This window comes from Leifsonia sp. L25 (genome assembly GCF_050632895.1).
Window position 1 is genome coordinate 3,067,270 of sequence record NZ_JBODRZ010000003.1, and the last position, 19,851, is coordinate 3,087,120.

Below are 19,851 nucleotides of genomic sequence, written 5' to 3' on the forward strand. Positions count from 1 at the left end.
CCGATGGCCAGTCCTCTCTCTTCAGAGGGCCCCTGGCTCGTGGTCGGGCTCGGTAACCCCGGGCCCGGCTACGCGGCCACGCGTCACAACGTGGGGCAGATGGTGCTGGACGAGCTCGCTACGCGCGGCCGTCTGACCTTCAAGACCCACAAGACGAACGCCACGGTCGCCGAGGGGCGTCTCGCCCCCGGCGGACCGCGGTTCATCCTGGCCAAGCCGAACACGTTCATGAACGTGTCCGGCGGCCCGGTGTCGCAGCTTCTGCGGTTCTACTCGCTCGACCCCTCGCGCCTGATCGTGGTGCAGGACGAGCTGGACATCCCCTTCGACACCCTCAAGCTCAAGTTCGGCGGAGGCCACGGCGGGCACAACGGTGTCCGCGATGTGATCGCCGCCACCGGCACCGGCGACTTCACCCGGGTGCGCGTCGGCGTCGGCCGGCCTCCCGGCTCGCGCGCTGCGGCGGACCATGTGCTGGCCGGGTTCAGCGCGGAGGAGCGCAAGAACCTTCCGATCCTGGTCTCCGACGCGGCCGACGCGGTCGAGGAGATCGCGGTCGGGGGCCTCACCGCCGCGCAGAACCGGTTCCACACCGAGCGCTGAACGCCCGCGCCCTTCGACGCTAGGCGTGGGGGACCGACGCAGCCATCGTGGCGGTGTAGACGACGAACGACACGACGGGCGCTGCGGTCGCGACGGCGATGCCGACGACGCCGAACGCGCGACCGCGCTTGGTCGCGACCGCCACGATCCCCAGCACGAGCGCGAGGATGCCGAGCACCGTCCCGAAGATCAGCTGCGCCGCCATCACGATCCCGACCGGCCCGAACGCGGCCAATTGCGTGGACGACAGGTGCGACGAGCCGCCCGCGGAGGAGCCGGCCACGCTGCGCGTCAGCTGCCCCGCGCTCATACCGATGTACGTCGAGGCGACCACCGACAGGACGAAGACGCCGAGCGCGATGCCCATCGAGACGGCGCCGAGGGTACGTCGTCGCGGTGGGGCGGCCGGCGCGCCGTAGTAGACCGGAGGCCCGTAGACCGGCTGCGGCTGAAAACTCATCTGTGTCCCCCTCTCCGGCGACTCACGCCGGACGTTCAGCCAGAGCGTAGCTGACATGGGGCAGCGGCCCAGGGCGACACGGTACCGTCACAGACCATGAAGTTGTATACGCGCGAGTGGGGCGCAGGAGACCGGTACGCGGTCCTCGTCCACGGCGTCATGTCGGACTCGCGCAATTGGCGTCGGGTCGGCCCGGTGCTCGCCGAGCACGGCTACCACGTGGTCGCCGTCGACCTCCGCGGGCACGGCCACAGCCCGCGCACCGAGGAGTACACCGCCGAGCTGATGGCGGAGGACATCGTCGACACCGTCCCGTACGCGCCGGAGCTCGTGATGGGCCACTCGCTCGGCGGCCTCACCGTGAGTCTCGCCGTCGACCGGCTGCACCCCGAGCGCGCGGTCTACATCGACCCCGCATTCTCGTGCCCGGCCGCCAACTGGTTCCAGCGGATGCTGGCCCCCGCCTTCCTGAAGACGCTCGCCCGCCAGTCCGCCGCGCGCATCGCCAAGCGAAACCCGCGCTGGGATCCCGCGGACGTCGCGATCGAGGTCGAGACGTTCAAGTCGTTCGACCGCGCGGCGATCCCCGCCGTTCTCTCGCCGACGCTCATGCGCGCTCCCGAGCACATGGCCGTGCCGTCGCTGGTCATGCTGGCCGACAACTCGTATCTGGTGAAGCCGCAGATCGCCGAGCGACTGCGCGACACCGGCTTCGACGTGCGTGTGGTCAAGGGCAGCGGTCACGTCATCAACCGCGACGACCACGACGGGTTCATGGAGGCTCTCGCAGGCTGGATCTGACGCGACTAGCCTGACCGGGTGGAGCAGTGCACGGTCGTCGTCGCGTCGACGCGGCACGTCCTGGCCGTCCTGCCGCCTGCGCCGCTCGGCAGCGCCGCGGAGTCCCGGCGGCGCAGGCTGCGCGCAGAGGCCGACCGGGACGACTTCACGGCTGCACGCCTGCTCGCCGCGCACGTCCTCCGCGCCGTCCGCGCCGGGCAGGCCGCCCCTGCGGACCTGCGGCAGCGCTGCGAGATCTGCGGCGGCGAGCACGGCCTCCCGCTCCCGGTCGCCGGGCACCACGTGTGCTGGTCGCACGCCGCGGGCTGGGTGGCGGCCGGGACATCCGGGTCCCGGCTCGGCGTGGACGTCGAGGCGGAGAGCGAGGTGAATCTCGCCGACGCGCTGACACAGGCCGAGCGCTCGCTCGTGGCTGCGGCGGCGGAGCCTGCGCGAGCCTTCCGCCTGGCGTGGACCGCCAAGGAGGCCTGCGTGAAGGCGGGGATCGCGCGGCTGGACGACCTCGCCGCCCTCGACGTGCTCAGGTCCGAGGATGCGCTGCGCCCGTCGCGCGACGGCCTCGTGCTGAGTGCCCGGTCCTTCCACGGTGCGATCGCGGCCGCCGCGACCGTCGAGCCGGCTCGCTGGGCGACCCTCGGCGACCGCGGCGAGCTCGTCCCGGCCCCCGAGCGGGCTGTCGGACGCCGCGCGTAGACCTGTCGGACCCCCGCGTAGACTTTGGCGAGTGATACTGCAGAGCTTGATCGCGGCGCTTCAGCGCGCCTCCACGTTCGCGGACGCTCTGGCCTATGCGGGTCGTGACGCCGATTTCTCGCTCACCGACGGCCTCCGGGTGCCGCTCCTGGCCGGCCTCGTCGGCAAACGCGCCGCGGCCGGCTCCTCCCAGGCGGTGCTCGTCATCACGGCGACCGGTCGCGAGTCCGAGTCGGTGCGTGCCGCGCTGCCGTGCGTGCTCCCCGACGCGGAGATCGTCGAGTTCCCGGCGTGGGAGACGCTGCCGCACGAGCGCCTCAGCCCGAGCCCCGAGATCGTCGGCAAGCGCCTCCTCGCCCTCCGCCGGCTCGCCGACTGGGCCGCCGCCCGGGAGGCAGGGGAGGCGTCGCACCCGTTCGTGCTGGTCGCGTCCGTGCGCGCTGCACTGCAACCGCTCGCGGACAACCTCACCGACTACGCCACCGTCGAGCTGAACGCGGGAGGCCGCGGCTTCGACCTGGGCGGACTCTCCCTCCAACTGGTCGACCTCGCCTACGCGCGTGTCGACATGGTCACCCGTCGCGGCGAGTTCGCCGTGCGCGGCGGCATCCTCGACATCTTCCCGCCGACCGCGGAGCACCCGTACCGCGTCGACTTCTTCGGCGACGAGGTCGATCAGATCCGCGCCTTCTCGGTCGCGGACCAGCGCTCGCTGCCCGAGCCGATCCCTGCGGTGATGCTCCCGCCGAGCCGCGAGCTGCTGTTGAGCGAGCCGGTGCGGCAGCGCGCCCGCGAGATGGAGCACGAGTTCCCGAGCCTGTCGGCGATGCTCGCCAAGATCGGGGAGGGCATCCCGGTGGAGGGCATGGAGTCGCTCGCCCCCGCGCTCGTGGACAGGCTCGTGCCGCTCACCCACTACCTCCCGGACGGCGCGGCCGTCGCGGTGCTGTCGCCCGAGCGCGTCGCCTCGCGCGCGGTGAGCCTCGCCGAGACGAACCGCGAGTTCCTGTCCGCCGCCTGGAGCGCCGCGACCGTCGGCGCCGCGGCACCGATCGACCTCGCGGCCGGCGACTTCCTCACCCTCCAGAAGCTCAAGGACTCGGTGAAGTTCAGCAAGCCGGGTCAGCCCGCCCTGGACCATCCGTGGTGGACGTTCTCCGGCTTCCAGTCCGACGCCGGCGACGAGTCCGGACACGGGCGCGAGCCCGTGCTGGAGCGCGAGGTCGAGGAGTACCTCCAGGTGCGCGTCAACGCCGAGGCCGTGCCCAGCTTCGCCGGCAACGTCACCGGAGCCGTCGAGCACGTGGCCCAACGGCTCCGCGAAGGCTGGCAGGTCGCCATCGTCGCCGAGGGCGCCGGCCTGGTCGAGCGCGCCGCGCAGGTGCTGTCGGAGGCCGAGCTGCCCGCCCGCCCGGTGGACTCCTTCCCGGAGGACCCGGAGCCCGGCGTCGCCTACCTGCTGCGCGCGAACGTCGAGCACGGCTTCGAGTTCCCGGAGGAGAAGCTCGCGCTGATCGGCGAGAGCGAGTTCTACGGCCGCTCGGTCGGCTACGAGTCGCGGCAGGTCAAGAAGCTCGCCACCCGGCGCAAGAACGTGGTCGACCCGCTCGCGCTGAAACCGGGCGACTACGTGGTTCACGAGACGCACGGCATCGGCAAGTTCGTGGAGCTCACCCAGCGGGAGGTCTCCAGCGGCGGCCGCAACGCGGTGAAGTCCAAGCGCGAGTACCTGGTGCTGGAGTACGCGCCCTCCAAGCGCGGCTACCCGGGCGACAAGCTGTTCGTCCCGACCGACCAGCTCGACCTCCTCACCCGCTACGTCGGCGGAGAGGCCCCGCAGCTCTCCAAGATGGGCGGCAGCGACTGGTCGGCCGCCAAGGGTCGGGCGCGGCGCGCGGTGCGGGACATCGCAGTAGAACTCGTGAAGCTGTACTCGGCGCGCATGGCGAGCAAGGGTCACGCCTTCGGGCCGGACACTCCGTGGCAGCGCGAGCTGGAGGAGGCCTTCCCGTTCGCCGAGACGCACGACCAGCTCCAGACCATCGACGAGGTGAAGGCCGACATGGAGCGCCCCATCCCGATGGACCGGCTCATCTCGGGCGACGTCGGCTTCGGCAAGACCGAGATCGCGATCCGTGCGGCGTTCAAGGCGGTGCAGGACGGCAAGCAGGTCGCCATGCTCGTGCCGACCACGCTGCTGGTGAAGCAGCACGCCGAGACCTTCCAGGAGCGCTTCGCCGGGTTCCCCATCCACCTCCGTCAGCTCAGTCGGTTCCAGAGCGATAAGGAGGCGCGGGAGACACTGCGCGGCCTCGCCGACGGCACCGTGGACGTCGTCATCGGCACGCACCGCATCCTCGCGGACGGCATCACGTTCAAGGATCTGGGCCTGGTGATCATCGACGAGGAGCAGCGCTTCGGCGTCGAGCACAAGGACCAGCTCAAGAAGCTGAAGACCAATGTGGACATCCTGGCGATGAGCGCCACGCCGATCCCGCGCACGCTGGAGATGGCGGTCACCGGCATCCGCGAGATGTCGACGCTCGCCACGCCGCCGGAGGACCGGCACCCGATCCTCACGTTCGTGGGCCCGTACTCCGAGCGGCAGGTCGCCGCGGCGATCCGGCGCGAGCTGCTGCGCGAGGGCCAGGTGTTCTTCGTGCACAACCGCGTCGGCTCCATCTCGGCGACGGCGGCCAAGCTGGCCGAGCTGGTGCCGGAGGCCCGCATCGCGGTCGCGCACGGCCGGATGAACGAGCACGCCCTGGAGCAGGTCGTCGTGGACTTCTGGGAGCGCAAGTTCGACGTGCTCGTCTCCACGACGATCATCGAGACCGGCCTCGACATCTCCAACGCCAACACGATCATCATCGACCGCGCGGACAAGTACGGGCTGAGCCAGCTCCACCAGCTCCGCGGGCGGGTCGGCCGCGGGCGGGAGCGCGCCTACGCCTACTTCCTCTGGGACGAGGACAAGCCGCTCAGCGAGACGGCCCACGACCGGCTGTCCACGATCGCGGCGAACAACGACCTCGGCAGCGGCATGCAGGTCGCGCTCAAGGACCTGGAGATCCGCGGCGCGGGCAACCTCCTGGGCGGCGAGCAGTCCGGCCACATCGCCGGCGTGGGCTTCGACCTGTACCTCCGGATGATCGGGGAGGCCGTGTCGACGTTCCGCGGCGAGGTCGCCGAAGGCCAGACCGAGCTGAGGCTGGAGCTCCCGGTGGATGCGCACATCCCCGAGGAGTACGTCGACAGCGAGCGCCTGCGCCTGGAGGCCTACCAGAAGCTGTCCACCGCGAGCGCGCCCGCCGCGAAGGACGGCCAGATCGACCAGGTGCTGGAGGAGCTGACCGACCGCTACGGCGAGCCTCCGCAGCCGGTGGTGAACCTGATCGCGGTGTCGCGGCTGCGCCGGGCCGCGCAGAAGGCCGGGCTGGGGGAGGTCGTCGCGATGGGCTCCAACCTCCGGCTGGCGCCCGCGCAGCTCCCGGACTCCCTGCAGGTGCGCCTGCAGCGGATGTACCCGGGGTCGAAATACCATGCCGCGCCCAAGGTTGCGACGGTCCCGCTGCCGCGCGTGAACGGCGAGACCCTCGACGACGCCGCCCTGATCGAGTGGGTGGGTGCCCTCCTCGGCGCCCTCTTCCCGGCCCCCGAGCCGGCCCCCGAACCCGCCGCCTGAGCCGCCCGCCCTGCCCTCCTGCCCCCTACCTCCTCCATGCCCCCAGGCGAATCTCCGGAGTTACGGTCGGGCCCGTGGTGGGGCCGGGTGGGGGTGAGAGCTGTGTCGGCTGTACTATAGGTACCGATACAGACAGGCGGGAGGGCGCGCGTGCGCATCGAGCTCGATCCGACGGCGGAGACGCCGCTCTATCAGCAGCTCCACGACCGCGTCATCGACGCGGTCGCGCGCGGCGAGCTGCGGGAAGGCGACGCGCTCGTCTCCGTGCGGCAGCTCGCCGTGCGGTTCGGGATCAACGCGGCCACGGTGGTCAAGGCGTACGACGCGCTCCGGAACGAGGGCATCGTGCGCACGAGCCGCCGCTCCGGTTCGGTCGTCGCCCGCGACGCCGGGAGCGGGCCGCCGGACGAGCGGTTCCTCGCGGACTGGAACGCACGCCTCAGCGCCCTGATCGCCGAGGGCGTCGCCCACGGTGTCGACCAGGCCGACCTGGAGGCCCGCACGGCCGCCATCGCCTCGTCGTTCGCCCGGGCCCGCCACGAGAACGCCGCGCGGCCTCCCGCCGGCGACCGGAAAGGAAGCACCCCATGACCGCCGTCCTGCTCAGCACCTTCGCGGTGACGACGCTGATCGCAGCCCTCCTCCTGATGCTCCCGGCCATGAGCCGCACCACGCTGCCGCTCGGCGTGCTGGTGCCGCGCAGCCGTGTGACCGACCCTGTCGTGGTCACGGCGGTCCGGCGGTTCCGCGTCGTCGTGGTGGTCTCGTACGTCGTCGCGCTCGTCGCGGCCGCGGTGGTCATCCCTGTCGGTCCGGCCGCGCCGGCGCTGGTCGCGACGCTCGTCGTTCTGGCCGGGTCGGTCGCCGGTTATCTGCTGTCGCGCCGGAGCATCCAGGCCGCGAAGCGCGAGGGCGGCTGGCTGGACGACGTGCCGGTCCGCATCTCCGGCAGCGTCACGCCGGACTCCGGCGCCCGGCCGCGGCCCGCGTTCGGCTGGTACGCGGCCGCCCTGGTGCTGCTGATGGCGGCCGCCGCCGTCGGCATCGCGCTGTACGACAGCCTCCCGGCCTCGATCGCCGTGCACTGGGGATCTGGCGGGCGGCCCGACCGGTTCGCGGAGAAGACGGTGCTCTCCGTGTTCGGGCCGGTCCTGATCGCTGTGGGGATCCTCGCACTGATGGTGGGGATCGCGTTCGTCGTCCGGGCCGTCCCGTGGCGGAGGGGCGGGGGAGAGGGGGCGGAGGTCGCGGAGCGGATCGCCTCCCTGCAAGCCGAGCTGACCCAGTCGCTGCTCGGCTGGATGGCGTTCGTGGTGTCGGCCGCGATCGCCGCGCTGTCGGTGATCGGCTGGCTGCACGACGGGTCTGAGGAGCCGAGTGCAGGGATCGGAATCGTCACGGTGGCTCTGCTGGTGGTGATCTTCGTGGTGATCGGTGTCTACGCACTGCGGCTGGTGAGCGGGACGCGTGCGGCCCGGGAGGCCGTGCCCGTCGGCGGAGGCGCAGCGGCCGCCGACCGGGCCCCGACCCGGGACACGGTCGACCCGCGCGACGACGACCGGCACTGGAAGGGCGGCCTCATCTACGTCAACTCCGCCGACCCTGCTCTCTTCGTCCCGAAGCGGTTCGGGGTGGGCGTGACGCTCAACCTCGGTCACCCCGGGGGGATGGCGATCGGCGTCGTCACGCTCCTGTTGCTGGTGGCGGGGATCGCGCTCCCGGCGCTGCTGCGCTGAGGGCGGCCCCGCCCATTCGCGCCGAATGTCGCGATCTGCGCCCGTATTCGCGCGATTCGTCACGAATGCAGTGAACGGCACCGCCGGCGATTCGTCACGGATGTGACGTGCGGGGCGCGCTCTCGCGCGATTCGGCGCGAATCGCGCGCGGGTGCAGCCTCCGGTTGCGCCGCGCCAGCGTCGTCACGAGGATGCCCGCGAGCACGATCGACACTGCGGACCCGAGCAGTACCGCGAGAGTGCCTTCGGCCCGCACGGTGGCCGAGCCGGCGAAGGCCAGCTCGTTCATCAGCAACGACACGGTGAAGCCGATGCCGCCCAACGCCCCGATGGTCACGAGGCTGAGCACCGGGATGCGCGAGCGCTCCGGCTTCGGGCGCGTGAACGAGCCGAGCCAGCCGCCGAGCGTGATGCCGACGAGCTTGCCGACCGGGAGCGCGACGAGGATTCCCCAGAACGCCGGCGACAGCTCGACGGGGGAGACCGCGGGGATGACGACGAGCGCCGCGGAGAAGGCGAACAACGGCAGGATCAGCCCGTTCGACCACGGCTCCAGCGCGTGCGCCGTTCGGCCTCCAGGTCCGCGCGCCATGACCAGCCCGAGCGCCACGCCCGCGATCGTGGCGTGCACGCCGGAGTCGTAGACGAGCCACCAGGCCAGCACCGCCAGCAGCGCCATCAGCACCCCGACGGGCCAGCGCAGCCTCCCGCGCAGCACCCGGCTGAGCAGGCCGAACGCGACGACGACCACCGCTGCGGCGCCGAGCTCCAGCAGGTTCGGGTTCGTCGTGAAGAACACGGCGATGATCAGGATGGCGACCAGGTCGTCCAGCACCGCCAGCGCCAGCAGGAACACGCGCAGCCGGTTCGGCAGCCCGCGCCCGAAGACCGCGAGCACGCCGAGCGCGAAGGCGATGTCGGTCGCGGTCGGGATCGGCCAGCCGTCGGACAAGCCCGATCCCGACGTCAGAGCCAGGTAGATCAGCGCAGGAACCGCGACGCCGCACGCCGCCGCGATCGCGGGATGGACGGCCTTCGCGAACGAGTTCAGCTCGCCGGCCACCAGCTCGTGCTTCAACTCCACCGCCACGAGGAAGAAGAAGACCGCGAGCAGCCCGTCGCTGATCCAGTGCCCGACGCTGAGGTCCACCACGCCGCCGCCGAGGTGCGCGTGCTGGAGGTCCAGCAGGGCGGGGCCGAGCGCGGTGTTCGCCAGCAGGAGGCCGAGCGCGGCGGCGCCCAGGAGGAGTCCGGCGGCGGTGCGCTCGGAACGGATGATGCTCATCGGTGGCCAATCTCGCGGCGACGCGCGGAACCAGGGAACGCGGAAACGAATTCGCCGACCAGACTTCCCGGCACACCAGTGCTCCAGTCTACCGGTCGCCTTCGGTGAGAGGATGAACGTGTCCCCGACGGGAGGAGCATCCCATGACCGACGCGGCGCCCACCAGACTCGACGAGCTCGTCGCCGTGATGGCGCAGCTCCGCGCTCCGGGCGGCTGTCCGTGGGATGCCGCCCAGACGCACGAGTCGCTGGTGCAGTACCTCATCGAGGAGACCTACGAGCTGATCGAGGCGATCGAGACGGGCAACCGCGACGAAATGCTGGAGGAGCTCGGCGACGTGCTCTACCAGGTGCTGTTCCACGCCGACATCGCTGCGCACACCCCGGGCGAGGACTTCGACATCCAGGACGTCGCCGAGCAGATGACCCGCAAGATGGTGGGCCGGCACCCGCACGTCTTCGGCGGCGACCGCACCGCCGAGACCGCGGACGACGTGGTCGGGTTCTGGGACGACCTCAAGAAGGTCGAGAAGCCGGGTCGCACCAGCGTGCTGGACGGCATCCCGCAGGCCATGCCCTCCCTCGCGCTCGCCGACAAGCTCCTCGGCCGAGCGGAGAAGGTCGGGCTGATCGACCTGAGCGAGTCGGGCGGCGTACAGGTGGAGAGCGAGGACGAGCTCGGGCCGTTGCTGCTGGCCATCGTCGCGTCGGCGAAGGCGCAGGGGCTGGACGCCGAGCGCGCGCTGCGGTCGACGCTGCGCGAGCTGCAGGGGAGATCCGCGAGCAGGAAGCGTCGGTTTAGGGCGCGCTCGTCGTCCCGCTCGGCAGGCGCCGCACGGTCTCGCAGTACGACCTGGCGGGACACGCCGCCTCGTCGCCCGCGCAGACGGCGTGTCCGGCCAGGTCGTCGCAGAGGCCGGCAGCGCGCCCGCCGGGGAACCCGGGCCGCCGATCGGGTCTGACGGGCGCCGGCCGGCGGCGCTTTCATCCCGGTCCGGGGCGGACGCGTTGTCGTGTGTCTGGCAACGCAGTCGACGTGGTCGGACGACTGCGGCTCATGCCAGGTCCTCACTGGGACACCACCGCATCGCGCGGGGTCGGCACGACATCAGGGTGGCAACGCCAGCAGTCTACGACCGGGCCTCTGCCCGGCGCGATCCCCCGGGCGGCATCGAAAGCACTTCCCCCGGGCGGCGATGCTGTTCCTTCGGGGGCGGCATCGAAAGCACTTCCCCTCGGGCGGCGATGCTGTTCGTTCGGGGGCGGCATCGAGACGAGTTCTCCCTGGCGGCGATGCGGTTCGCTTCGGGGGCGGCATCGGGAGGCCTCCTTCTGGAAGAATCGTCGCATGGCTTCCCCGATCACCCCGCCCCGTGGCATGCGCGACTTCCTTCCCGCCGAGAAGGGCCGCCGCGAGCATGCGCTGGGCGTGATCCGCCGGAGCTTCGCCGCGCACGGCTTCGACGAGATCGAGACGCCGGTGGTCGAGGACGTCGCGCGCCTGCACTCCGGCCTCGGCGGCGACAACGAGAAGCTCGCCTTCAGCGTGCTCAAGCGCGGCCTCGGCGGCGACGACCTGCACGCCGCGATCGAGTCGGGCGACACCCTCGCGCTCTGCGACCTGGGCCTCCGCTTCGACCTCACCGTGCCGCTGGCCCGTTTCTACGCCACGCACCGGGCCGAGCTGCCTCCGGTGTTCCGCAGCATCCAGATCGCGCCGGTCTGGCGGGCCGAGCGACCGCAGAAGGGCCGCTACCGCCAGTTCGTGCAGTGCGACATCGACATCATCGGCGAGGGCTCGCAGCTCGCGGAGGTCGAGCTCATCACCGCGACCGCCGCGGCGCTGGAGGCACTGGGCCTGGCCGGCTGCACCATCCGGATCAACGACCGCCGCATCCTGAACGGCCTGCTGGAGTACTGCGGCTTCGCCGAGTCGCGCTGGCCGCAGGTGCTCATCTCGATCGACAAGCTCGACAAGATCGGCGCGGAGGGCGTCGTCGCCGAACTGAGCGAGGGCGGCGCCGACTCCGCCGCGGTGCTCGGCGGCATCCTGGCCGGGCTGGAGCCGCACCTCGCCGGCGGCGGCGTCGAGCTGACCGTCGAGGCCATCGCCGGCATCCTGCCGGAGGGCATGGACACCGACGCCATCGCCGGCCTGGAGACGCTGGCGCACGCGCTCGACACCCTCCCGGAGGGCGTCGCGCTGCGCTTCGACCCCACTCTGGTGCGTGGGATGGGCTACTACACCGGCACCATCTTCGAGATCGCGCACCCGGGCTCCGGCAGCTCGGTCGGCGGCGGCGGCCGCTACGACGGGATGATCGGCCGGTTCCTCGGCACCGATGTGCCGGCGTGCGGGTTCTCGATCGGCTTCGAGCGCGTGGTCGACCTGATCGAGGTGCCGGAGGACTCCGCGGCAGACACCGTTGTGCTCGTCCACGACCCGAGCGTGCCGCTCGACCGGCTGATGGCGATCAAGTCCGAGCTGGTCGCCTCCGGGCGCCGGGTGCGGCTCGACAGGCGGGCGAAGAACCTCAAGGCCGTGCTGGATCGCGCGGCGGCGGCCGGGTACCGGTCGTTCGCGTTCGTCGGTCCGGAGACCGCGGACGCCGCCGCGCTGGAGTTCAAGCCGCTGGCGTAGCCGGCTGTTCGGCCGCGGCCGGCAGCCTCCAGAAGACCGAGCCGACCTGGTGACCCGGGTCGGACTCGGGATCCCAGGCGACACCGTCCGGGGAGACGTCGAGGCCGGCTCTCGAGCTGCTCGACTGCGGCCAGATCAGGAGTTTCCAGTAGCCGGCCTTGTCGAGGGCGAACGCGCGCCCGAGCTGCTCGGGACCGCCGAGGAGCATGCCCTGCACGCTGAGCGTGCCGGAGTGGCTGGGGATCACGACGTGCCGCGGTGTCGGAGTGACGGACGCGGGTGTGCCGTCCTCGTGCCGGAACTGGTAGAAGAGCGCGGCCGTCTGATCGTTGCCCTCGGTGTCCGGCCGCCCCGAGGCGAGGGCGTCGACGTGGAAGTGGTTGCCGTCGAGCGTCCCCGGCGTGTTCTCGGCCACGACATTCCCCCAGGCCGCCTGCGACGAGAGGGCGGAGTCGAAACCGGGGAGCGCCCGCGTCGTCCAGTCCCATGCGTTGACGGCCACGGGCCGCCCATCGCTGCCGCGGTGCTGCTGGAGGACCGGGAACTCGACGACCGTCTCGGTCCCGTCCGGCCAGGTCGCGCGGATCGGCCATGCGTACCAGGCGGTTGCGACGTTCTGGGTGTTCGCGTTGCCGCGGCAGCTCAGGTAGAGGCGCTCCAGGCCGGCGCCGAGGTCCTGGACGTGGACGATCGCGTAGTTCTGATCGATGTATTTTCGGATGTCGTCGGAGACCAGGCGCATCGCCATGCCGATCCTCTCCTCCGAGGTCGGATAGAACCGGTACTCCAGTTTCGTGGGCCGCACCCCGGCCGGGACGATGACGGCCAGGTCCGCACGGAACTCGTCCGGCCCGCGGCAGATGATGCCGATCGCGCCCAGCACCGAGAGCTCGTAGAGCCCCGCGCCGATCTCGATCGGCGCCCAGGTGCGGACGCCGGCGCTCTCCGCGCGCACACCGGTCGGCGTACCCGGGTCGCCGGCTGTCGCTGTGAAGGCCGGGATCGCGTGGGCGCCCGGCCCGATGCCGATGGCGCGGAGACGGGAATCCGTGCCGTCGGACCACGCGAAACCGGGCGAGAGCTCCACCGTTATGGGCGCGCCGTCATTGCCGTGTGCGATCACCTGGGCTCCGGTCACCGTCGAGCCCGAGGCGACAGAGGCCGGCGTTCCCACGAGCTCGAGCGTGGGCGACACGCTCGCGGCGTGCGCGGGCGAGGCGACGGTGAGCGCGATCGCCGACAGGGACCAGGCGGCGGTCGTCGCCACGGCGCGACGCGAAGGCCTCCGCCTCGCCGACGGGATGGTGGTGCGGGACGTACGGGTGGGTTCGTTCACTGAATGGCTCCTTGAGCGAGGTCGGATCGTGGAATTCGTCACATCGTGCAGTTCCACCCTCGCCGCCGGGAGGCGTGCGCGAATCCGTCTCCGGCCTGGTTTCCTCTCCGGTTTCCGGACCGTCGGGTTCATCCCCGCCGCGGATGCCGACGCCGTCGGCGCCGTGCTACGCGCGTCGCCCGCCGGGAGCAGTCGCGCCATTCACCGCAAGCATCGAGCCACACCGTTCCGGGCGTTTACACGGCTTCACTAGACTGACCCCACACCCACGAAAACCATCAAGGAGACTGTTGTGGCTCAGATCGAAGCTGTAGGCGCTCGCGAGATTCTCGACTCCCGCGGCAACCCGACCGTCGAGGTCGAGGTGCTCCTCGAGGACGGCACGGTCAGCCGTGCCGCCGTCCCGTCCGGTGCGTCGACCGGCGCCTTCGAGGCCTACGAGCTTCGCGACGGCGATAAGGACCGCTACCTCGGCAAGGGCGTCGAGAAGGCCGTCGACGCGGTCCTCGACGAGATCGGACCGGCGATCGAGGGCTTCGAGGCCAGCGACCAGCGCCTGGTGGACGAGGCGATGATCGAGCTCGACGGCACCGACAACAAGAAGCGCCTCGGCGCCAACGCCATCCTGGGCGTCAGCCTCGCGGTCGCCAAGGCAGCGGCCGACTCGGCCGACCTCCCGCTGTTCCGCTACGTCGGCGGCCCGAACGCGCACGTCCTCCCGGTGCCGATGATGAACATCATCAACGGCGGCGCGCACGCCGACACCGGCGTCGACATCCAGGAGTTCATGATCCTCCCGATCGGCGCCGAGACCTTCTCCGAGGGTCTGCGGTGGGGCGTGGAGACCTACCACTCGCTCAAGGCGCTGCTGAAGTCCAAGGGCCTCAACACCGGACTCGGCGACGAGGGCGGCTTCGCCCCCGAGCTGGAGCACAACCGCGCCGCGCTCGACCTCATCTCCGAAGCCATCGAGAAGGCCGGCTACACCGTCGGCTCGCAGATCGCGCTCGGCCTCGACGTGGCCTCCACCGAGTTCTTCGAGAACGGCGTCTACCGCTTCGAGGGCCAGGACCGCAGCGCGGCCGAGATGAGCGCCTACTACCAGGAGCTCGCGGCGAACTACCCGCTGGTCTCCATCGAGGACCCGCTGGCTGAGGACGACTGGGAGGGCTGGACCCTCCTCAACGCCGAGCTCGGCGGCAAGCTGCAGCTCGTCGGCGACGACCTGTTCGTGACCAACCCGAAGCGCCTCGCGCAGGGCATCAAGGCGAAGGCCGCCAACAGCATCCTGGTGAAGGTCAACCAGATCGGCACGCTCACCGAGACGCTCGACGCCGTGTCGCTCGCCCAGCGCAGCGGCATGACCGCCGTGCTCTCGCACCGCTCCGGTGAGACCGAGGACACCACGATCGCCGACCTCGCCGTCGCCACCGACGCCGGCCAGATCAAGACCGGCGCCCCGGCCCGCTCCGAGCGCGTCGCCAAGTACAACCAGCTCCTCCGCATCGAGGAGGAGCTGGGCGACGCCGCCGTCTACGCCGGCCGCAGCGCGTTCCCGCGCTTCCAGGGCTGAGCGAGTCCACCAGCACGTCGAGGGGCACGTCGACGCCCGTATCCCACGCGGATAGGGGCGACGACGTGCCCTCGATCGTTGCCGGACGACTCTGCGAGAATCGCACCCATGCGCACCGCCGCGGGGGTCCCGGCCGAGCTCGTCCCGCTCGGCGTGTTCCTGCTGCTCGCCGCCCTGTTCGTCGTGCTCGGCGCCTACCTGCTGCGCCGGCCGGAGCGGGCCGCGGCGCTGTTCGCCGACCGGGATGCGCGGCAGCGGTTCCGGCCGCGCGACGCCCGGGCGATCGGGCTGGTCTTCACGCTCGGCGGCATCGGGCTGGTCGTGGTCGGCGCCGTGCGGATCGTCGTCATGCTGACAGCGCACTGACCACCCCGACACCCCGGCCGCGCGGCCGCCGCTCAGGGCGGATCGCCTACGATTGACAGCGGGGACGCCCGGTCGTCCATGTCCGCCGACAACCGCAGGAGGGGCCATGCCGAAGCCGCGCACGCAGCGCGTCGCCGCCTCCTTCGAGGAGCCGAGCGCGACCGGGCGCTGGCTGCGCGGCCTGCACTTCTCCGCGTTCTCGCTCGTGATGATGGGCGCTGTGGTGCTCGCCGTCGTCATCCTGGCGCCGTCGCTGCAGGGCTACCTCGCCCAGCGGCAGCAGATCGCCGACCAGCAGAAGGCGGTCCAGCAGCTCTCCGCGCAGGTGGACGCGCTCAAGGAGCAGCGCGCCCGCTGGAACGACCCGAGCTACATCCGCGCCCAGGCCCGCGACCGCCTGTACTACGTCATGCCGGGGGAGACCAGCTACCTCGTCATGGACGACCGTCCGCCCGCGGCGAAGGGCGACACCACCCCGGTGAGCTCCAAGCTCCAGAAGACCCGCACCGACTGGGTCGGCTCGCTGTTCGGCTCGCTGATGGGCGCCGGGCTCACCGACGCCACCCCGGCGCAGCTCGGCAGCACGACGGCGCCCACCCCGACTCCGACCCCCGCACCGAGCAAGTGAGCCCCGAACCGAGCACGTGAACACAGATCCCAGGCATGCCATGACCAGACCTCCGTTCGACCCCGTCACCGACGCCGACATCGCCGCCGTGAGCGAACAGCTCGGCCGCCCGGCGCGCAACGTCGTCGGCATCGCCGCGCGCTGCGTATGCGGCCGCCCCACGGTCGTGTCCACCGCCCCGCGGCTGGACGACGGCACGCCGTTCCCGACCTTCTACTACCTGTCCCACCCCGCCGCCACCGCCGCGATGTCGCAGCTGGAGGCCACCCAGGTGATGAACGAGTACAACGACCTCCTGGCCGAGGACGAGGAGATGCGCGACCGGTACCGGGCCGCGCACGAGCAGTACCTCGCCGACCGCGAGTCCGTCGGCGTCGTCCCCGAGCTGGCGGGCGTCTCCGCGGGCGGGATGCCGACCCGCGTCAAGTGCCTGCACGCCCTCGCCGCGCACGCGCTCGCCGCCGGCCCCGGCGTCAACCCGATCGGCGACCTGGCGCTCGCGCGGGGCGGGTGGTCGCCCGAGGTGTGCGAGTGCCGCATCCAGGCCGGCTGACCCGGCTCCGCCGCACCCTGGCTGCGGGCGCGACCGCGCTCGCCGCGGCGCTCGTCGTCGCCCCCGCCGTCGGGATCGCACCCGCGACCGTGGCGCACGCGGACCAGGTGCGCGACCTGGAGTACTGGCTCACCGAGTACGGCTTCACCCGGGCCTGGCAGACGACCCAGGGCGCCGGCGTGAAGGTCGCGGTGATCGACACCGGCGTCGACGGGACGGTCCCGGACCTGGCCGGCGCGGTCACCGGAGGCACGGACGTGTCCGGCGTCGGCGCCGCGAACGGCCAGAAGCCGCTGGGCGACGGCGACGCCGCCGATCACGGGACCTGGGTGGCCTCCCTGCTCGCCGGGCGCGGCACCGGTCCCGGCACGGGAGTGCTGGGCGCGGCGCCGCAGGCGAGCATCCTCAGCGTCTCCGTGGCGCTCGGGAAGGCGACGGGGAACGTCGACAACGACGACCAGATCGCGAAGGCGGTGCGGTGGGCGGTCGACAGCGGCGCCTCCGTCATCAACATCTCGCTCACCCGGAACACGCTCGACTGGCCGACGAGCTGGGACGACGCGTTCCAGTACGCCTTCTCGCATGATGTCGTCGTCGTCGCGGCGGCCGGAAACCGGGGAGCGGGACGACCGAGGTCGGCGCGCCCGCCACCATCCCCGGCGTCCTCACCGTCGCCGGCGTCGACCGCGCCGGACAGGCCTCCTTCGACGCGTCCTCGCAGGGCATCACGATCGGCGTGTCCGCGCCGAGCGAGGAGCTGGTCGGCGCGAACCCGGGCGGAGGCTACGTGCAGTGGGCGGGCACCAGCGGGGCGGCGCCGCTGGTCGCCGGGGCGGTCGCGCTCGTTCGGGCGGCGCATCCTGAGCTGAAGGCGCCGGACGTCATCAACCGGATCATCCGCACCGCGCGCCGGCCTGCCGGCGTGACAGCCGTTCCGAGTCCCGTCTACGGGTACGGGCTGCTCGACGCGGCGGCCGCGGTGACCGCGACCGTCCCGCATGTGACGGCGAACCCGATGGGCGACCTGACGGAATGGGTCCACATCCACCGCCGGGCCGAGACGCCCTCGACGGCCGCCCCGCAGGCGCCCGACGCGCAAGCGGCTCCCGCGCCGGCGAAGCTCAGCCCGGAACGACCTGTAGCATGGAGATCGTTCTTCTGGCCGCAATGGAGCGTCCTCACCGCCTTCTGGCTGCCGTTCGGTCTGATCTCCGGTTTCGTCACACTCCTCGCCCTCGGCGGGGTCGGTGCGTGGCTGCATTTCAGGCGAACGGGCAGCAGGGGGTAGATTAACACCCATACTTTCGTGTTGAGGAGACGCATTACTGTGCCCAAAATCCTGATCGTCGGCGGAGGCTACGCCGGTTTCTATACCGCGTGGAAGCTCGAGAAGCAGCTCCGCTCGGGCGAGGCCGAGGTCACCATGGTCGACCCGCTGCCGTACATGACGTACCAGCCGTTCCTCCCGGAGGTGGCTGTGGGCTCCATCGAGCCCCGTCACGCGGTCGTCTCGCACCGCCGCCACCTGAAGACCACCAACATCGTGAGCGGCAAGGTCACCTACATCGACCACGCGAACAAGACGGCGACCATCGCGCCGGCCGCAGGCGAGCCGTACGAGTTCGAGTACGACATCGTCGTGGTCACCGCAGGGGCCGTGTCGCGCACGTTCCCGATCCCGGGCGTCGCCGATCAGGCCGTCGGCCTCAAGACGATCGAGGAGGCCGTGTACATCCGCGACACCCTCCTCACCAACTTCGACAAGGCGTCGACTCTCCCGCCCGGCCCGGAGCGCGACCGTCTCCTGACCGTCACGGTCGTCGGCGGCGGCTTCGCGGGCATCGAGATCTTCGCCGAGCTGCGCTCGTTCGCCAGCGCGCTGCTGAAGAAGTACCCCGAGCTGTCGTTCGAGGACACGCACTTCCACCTGATCGAGGCGATGGGCCGGATCATGCCGGAGGTCTCCCTGCCGACCAGCCACTGGGTCATCAAGAACCTCGCCGAGCGCGGCGCGGAGATCCACCTGGAGACGCAGCTCACCAGCGCCGTCGACGGCCGCATCGAGCTGTCCACCGGCGAGAGCTTCGAGACCGACCTCATCGTCTGGACGGCCGGCGTCATGGCCAACCCGACCGTGGTCCGCCACACCGACCTCCCGATCGAGGAGCGCGGCCGCCTCCGTGTCCGCGCCGACCTGCGCGTGGGCACCGACGAGGAGATCATCGAGGGCGCCTGGGGCGCCGGCGACGTCTCGGCCGTCCCCGACCTGACCGGCGCGGGCGTCGGCGGCTACTGCGTGCCGAACGCCCAGCACGCCGTCCGCCAGGGCAAGCTGCTCGCGAAGAACATCATCGCGGACCTGCGCGGCGAGCTGCCGCGCCAGTACTACCACAAGAGCCTCGGCGCCGTCGCGGGCCTCGGCCTCGGCATCGGCGTGCTGCAGTCCGGCAAGATCGCGATCAAGGGCGTCCTCGGCTGGTTCGCGCACCGCGGCTACCACGGTCTGGCGATGCCGAGCTGGGAGCGCAAGTGGCGCGTGCTGTGGGGCTGGTGGAACAACTTCTGGCTCGGCCGCGACATCGTGTCCCTGGAGGCCCTCCGGGCCCCGCGCGCCGCGTTCGAGGAGTTCGCCTCCCGCCCGAAGCCGGCCGTCGAGGCCGCTCCGGCGGAGGCGCCCAAGAAGGCTGCGCGGTCGAAGGCTGCCGAGAAGGAGCCTGCCGCGGTCTCCGCCAAGTAAACCGTTCCAGAAGGCCCGGTCCCTGCGGGACCGGGCCTTCTGCGTCCCTGCGCGCAGGAAATCCGGGCCGACTCGCCGCCGAAACCCCTTCCGAATGGCCTTCGGCAGGAGATTGTGGCGTGTTCTCCTGCGCGGAGACGCGCCCGTCAGCCGACGATGCGAACGCGCCCGTTGCTGAGGTCGGCGACCGCGGCGACCACCGAGTCCCGCGCTGCCTCCGGCACCCGCAACGTCAGCGTCACCGCCTCCCCGTACTGAGCCGCCGGCTCGGCGTACCCCTCGCCCTCCGCCCAGCGCCGGACGCGCTCGGCGTCGGCGTAGTCTGCCTCCAGCCGCAATTCGGTCTCGGGGACGTGCTCGACCTTCTCGGCCCCGGCCACCGCCGCGGCGATCGCGTCCGTGTACGCGCGAACCAGCCCGCCTGCGCCGAGCTTCACGCCGCCGAAGTACCGGACCACGGCGCCGAGCACGCCGTCGAGGTCGTGGTGCCGAAGCACCTCCAGGATGGGGCGCCCCGCCGTCCCGGACGGCTCCCCGTCGTCCGACATGCCCGAGTGGCCGCCGGCGAGGAGAGCCCAGCAGACGTGCGAGGCCGCCGGGTGCTCGGAGCGCAACCGGGCGACGACCGCGAGCGCCTCCTCGCGGCCGTCGACCGGGGTGACGAGGGCGACGAAACGGCTCCGGCGCACCTCCAGCTCGGCGGCGGCGGGAGCGTCGAGGGTGTGCGTCATGGCGAGGCCCGACGATGAATCAC

At 71.6% G+C, this 19,851-nt stretch carries 17 protein-coding genes and 1 pseudogene; 14 read left to right on the forward strand and 4 right to left on the reverse strand.

Translation table 11 applies throughout. The features are described 5' to 3' along the window. Nucleotides 1-3 precede the first annotated feature (3 nt). Entirely contained in the window at nucleotides 4-603 is a 600-nt protein-coding gene (gene pth / locus ACRAWC_RS19420; protein ID WP_431349195.1) for an aminoacyl-tRNA hydrolase, read from the forward strand. Nucleotides 604-622: 19 nt separating this feature from the next. On the opposite strand, the gene ACRAWC_RS19425 is transcribed toward pth, so the two are convergent. After that, nucleotides 623-1,063, reverse strand: a complete 441-nt coding sequence (locus ACRAWC_RS19425) for a hypothetical protein (protein ID WP_431349196.1) — start codon at nucleotides 1,061-1,063, stop codon at nucleotides 623-625. Nucleotides 1,064-1,159: 96 nt separating this feature from the next. Here ACRAWC_RS19425 and ACRAWC_RS19430 point away from each other — a divergent pair, with 96 nt between their 5' ends. From ACRAWC_RS19430 to ACRAWC_RS19450, 5 genes are all read left to right on the forward strand, one after another. Then, on the forward strand, nucleotides 1,160-1,864 hold the full coding sequence (locus ACRAWC_RS19430) for an alpha/beta fold hydrolase (RefSeq protein WP_431349197.1): 705 nt from the start codon (nucleotides 1,160-1,162) through the stop codon (nucleotides 1,862-1,864). A gap of 18 nt (nucleotides 1,865-1,882) precedes the next feature. Next, nucleotides 1,883-2,557 carry a 4'-phosphopantetheinyl transferase family protein gene (locus ACRAWC_RS19435; RefSeq protein WP_431349198.1) on the forward strand — a complete coding sequence of 225 codons (675 nt, stop codon included), beginning with the start codon at nucleotides 1,883-1,885 and terminating at the stop codon, nucleotides 2,555-2,557. 31 nt (nucleotides 2,558-2,588) lie between these two features. Continuing rightward, nucleotides 2,589-6,242 carry a transcription-repair coupling factor gene (mfd, locus tag ACRAWC_RS19440; protein WP_431349199.1) on the forward strand — a complete coding sequence of 1,218 codons (3,654 nt, stop codon included), beginning with the start codon at nucleotides 2,589-2,591 and terminating at the stop codon, nucleotides 6,240-6,242. 150 nt (nucleotides 6,243-6,392) lie between these two features. Next, on the forward strand, nucleotides 6,393-6,833 hold the full coding sequence (locus ACRAWC_RS19445) for a GntR family transcriptional regulator (protein ID WP_431349200.1): 441 nt from the start codon (nucleotides 6,393-6,395) through the stop codon (nucleotides 6,831-6,833). Beyond that, entirely contained in the window at nucleotides 6,830-7,978 is a 1,149-nt protein-coding gene (locus ACRAWC_RS19450) for a DUF1648 domain-containing protein (protein WP_431349201.1), read from the forward strand. Before ACRAWC_RS19445 ends, ACRAWC_RS19450 begins: the two co-directional genes overlap by 4 nt. A 94-nt stretch (nucleotides 7,979-8,072) precedes the next feature. Here the strand turns inward: ACRAWC_RS19450 and ACRAWC_RS19455 are convergent, their stop codons facing one another. Then, a complete protein-coding gene (locus tag ACRAWC_RS19455; RefSeq protein ID WP_431349202.1) occupies nucleotides 8,073-9,263 on the reverse strand; it encodes a Na+/H+ antiporter NhaA in 1,191 nt (396 codons plus the stop codon). Between the two features lie 143 nt (nucleotides 9,264-9,406). On the opposite strand from ACRAWC_RS19455, the gene ACRAWC_RS19460 reads away from it, so the two are divergent. Both ACRAWC_RS19460 and hisS read left to right on the forward strand, forming a co-directional pair. Continuing rightward, on the forward strand, nucleotides 9,407-10,225 hold the full coding sequence (locus tag ACRAWC_RS19460; RefSeq protein WP_431349203.1) for a MazG family protein: 819 nt from the start codon (nucleotides 9,407-9,409) through the stop codon (nucleotides 10,223-10,225). 386 nt (nucleotides 10,226-10,611) lie between these two features. Next, nucleotides 10,612-11,904, forward strand: a complete 1,293-nt coding sequence (gene hisS / locus ACRAWC_RS19465; protein ID WP_431349204.1) for a histidine--tRNA ligase — start codon at nucleotides 10,612-10,614, stop codon at nucleotides 11,902-11,904. Here the strand turns inward: hisS and ACRAWC_RS19470 are convergent. Beyond that, nucleotides 11,888-13,240 carry a hypothetical protein gene (locus ACRAWC_RS19470; RefSeq protein ID WP_431349205.1) on the reverse strand — a complete coding sequence of 451 codons (1,353 nt, stop codon included), beginning with the start codon at nucleotides 13,238-13,240 and terminating at the stop codon, nucleotides 11,888-11,890. The genes hisS and ACRAWC_RS19470 overlap by 17 nt on opposite strands. A 292-nt stretch (nucleotides 13,241-13,532) precedes the next feature. On the opposite strand from ACRAWC_RS19470, the gene eno reads away from it, so the two are divergent. The 6 genes and pseudogenes from eno to ACRAWC_RS19500 all read left to right on the forward strand — a co-directional run bounded on the left by eno (nucleotide 13,533) and on the right by ACRAWC_RS19500 (nucleotide 19,097). After that, a complete protein-coding gene (gene eno / locus ACRAWC_RS19475) occupies nucleotides 13,533-14,813 on the forward strand; it encodes a phosphopyruvate hydratase (RefSeq protein ID WP_431349206.1) in 1,281 nt (426 codons plus the stop codon). Nucleotides 14,814-14,921: 108 nt separating this feature from the next. Continuing rightward, complete coding sequence (locus ACRAWC_RS19480; protein WP_431349207.1) at nucleotides 14,922-15,179, forward strand: hypothetical protein; 258 nt, start codon at nucleotides 14,922-14,924, stop codon at nucleotides 15,177-15,179. Nucleotides 15,180-15,285: 106 nt separating this feature from the next. Next, a complete protein-coding gene (locus ACRAWC_RS19485) occupies nucleotides 15,286-15,807 on the forward strand; it encodes an FtsB family cell division protein (protein ID WP_431349208.1) in 522 nt (173 codons plus the stop codon). Between the two features lie 40 nt (nucleotides 15,808-15,847). Beyond that, nucleotides 15,848-16,360: a DUF501 domain-containing protein gene (locus tag ACRAWC_RS19490; protein WP_431349209.1), complete on the forward strand. Its 513-nt coding sequence runs from the start codon at nucleotides 15,848-15,850 to the stop codon at nucleotides 16,358-16,360. Then, nucleotides 16,318-17,648: pseudogene (locus tag ACRAWC_RS19495) on the forward strand (S8 family serine peptidase). Before ACRAWC_RS19490 ends, ACRAWC_RS19495 begins: the two are co-directional and overlap by 43 nt. A 39-nt stretch (nucleotides 17,649-17,687) precedes the next feature. Next, complete coding sequence (locus ACRAWC_RS19500) at nucleotides 17,688-19,097, forward strand: NAD(P)/FAD-dependent oxidoreductase (protein ID WP_431349210.1); 1,410 nt, start codon at nucleotides 17,688-17,690, stop codon at nucleotides 19,095-19,097. Between the two features lie 146 nt (nucleotides 19,098-19,243). Here ACRAWC_RS19500 and ACRAWC_RS19505 read toward each other — a convergent pair whose 3' ends face one another. Continuing rightward, the gene (locus ACRAWC_RS19505; protein WP_431349211.1) at nucleotides 19,244-19,828 is read right to left on the reverse strand and encodes an IMPACT family protein; all 585 of its coding nucleotides are present in this window, start codon (nucleotides 19,826-19,828) and stop codon (nucleotides 19,244-19,246) included. Nucleotides 19,829-19,851 lie beyond the last annotated feature (23 nt).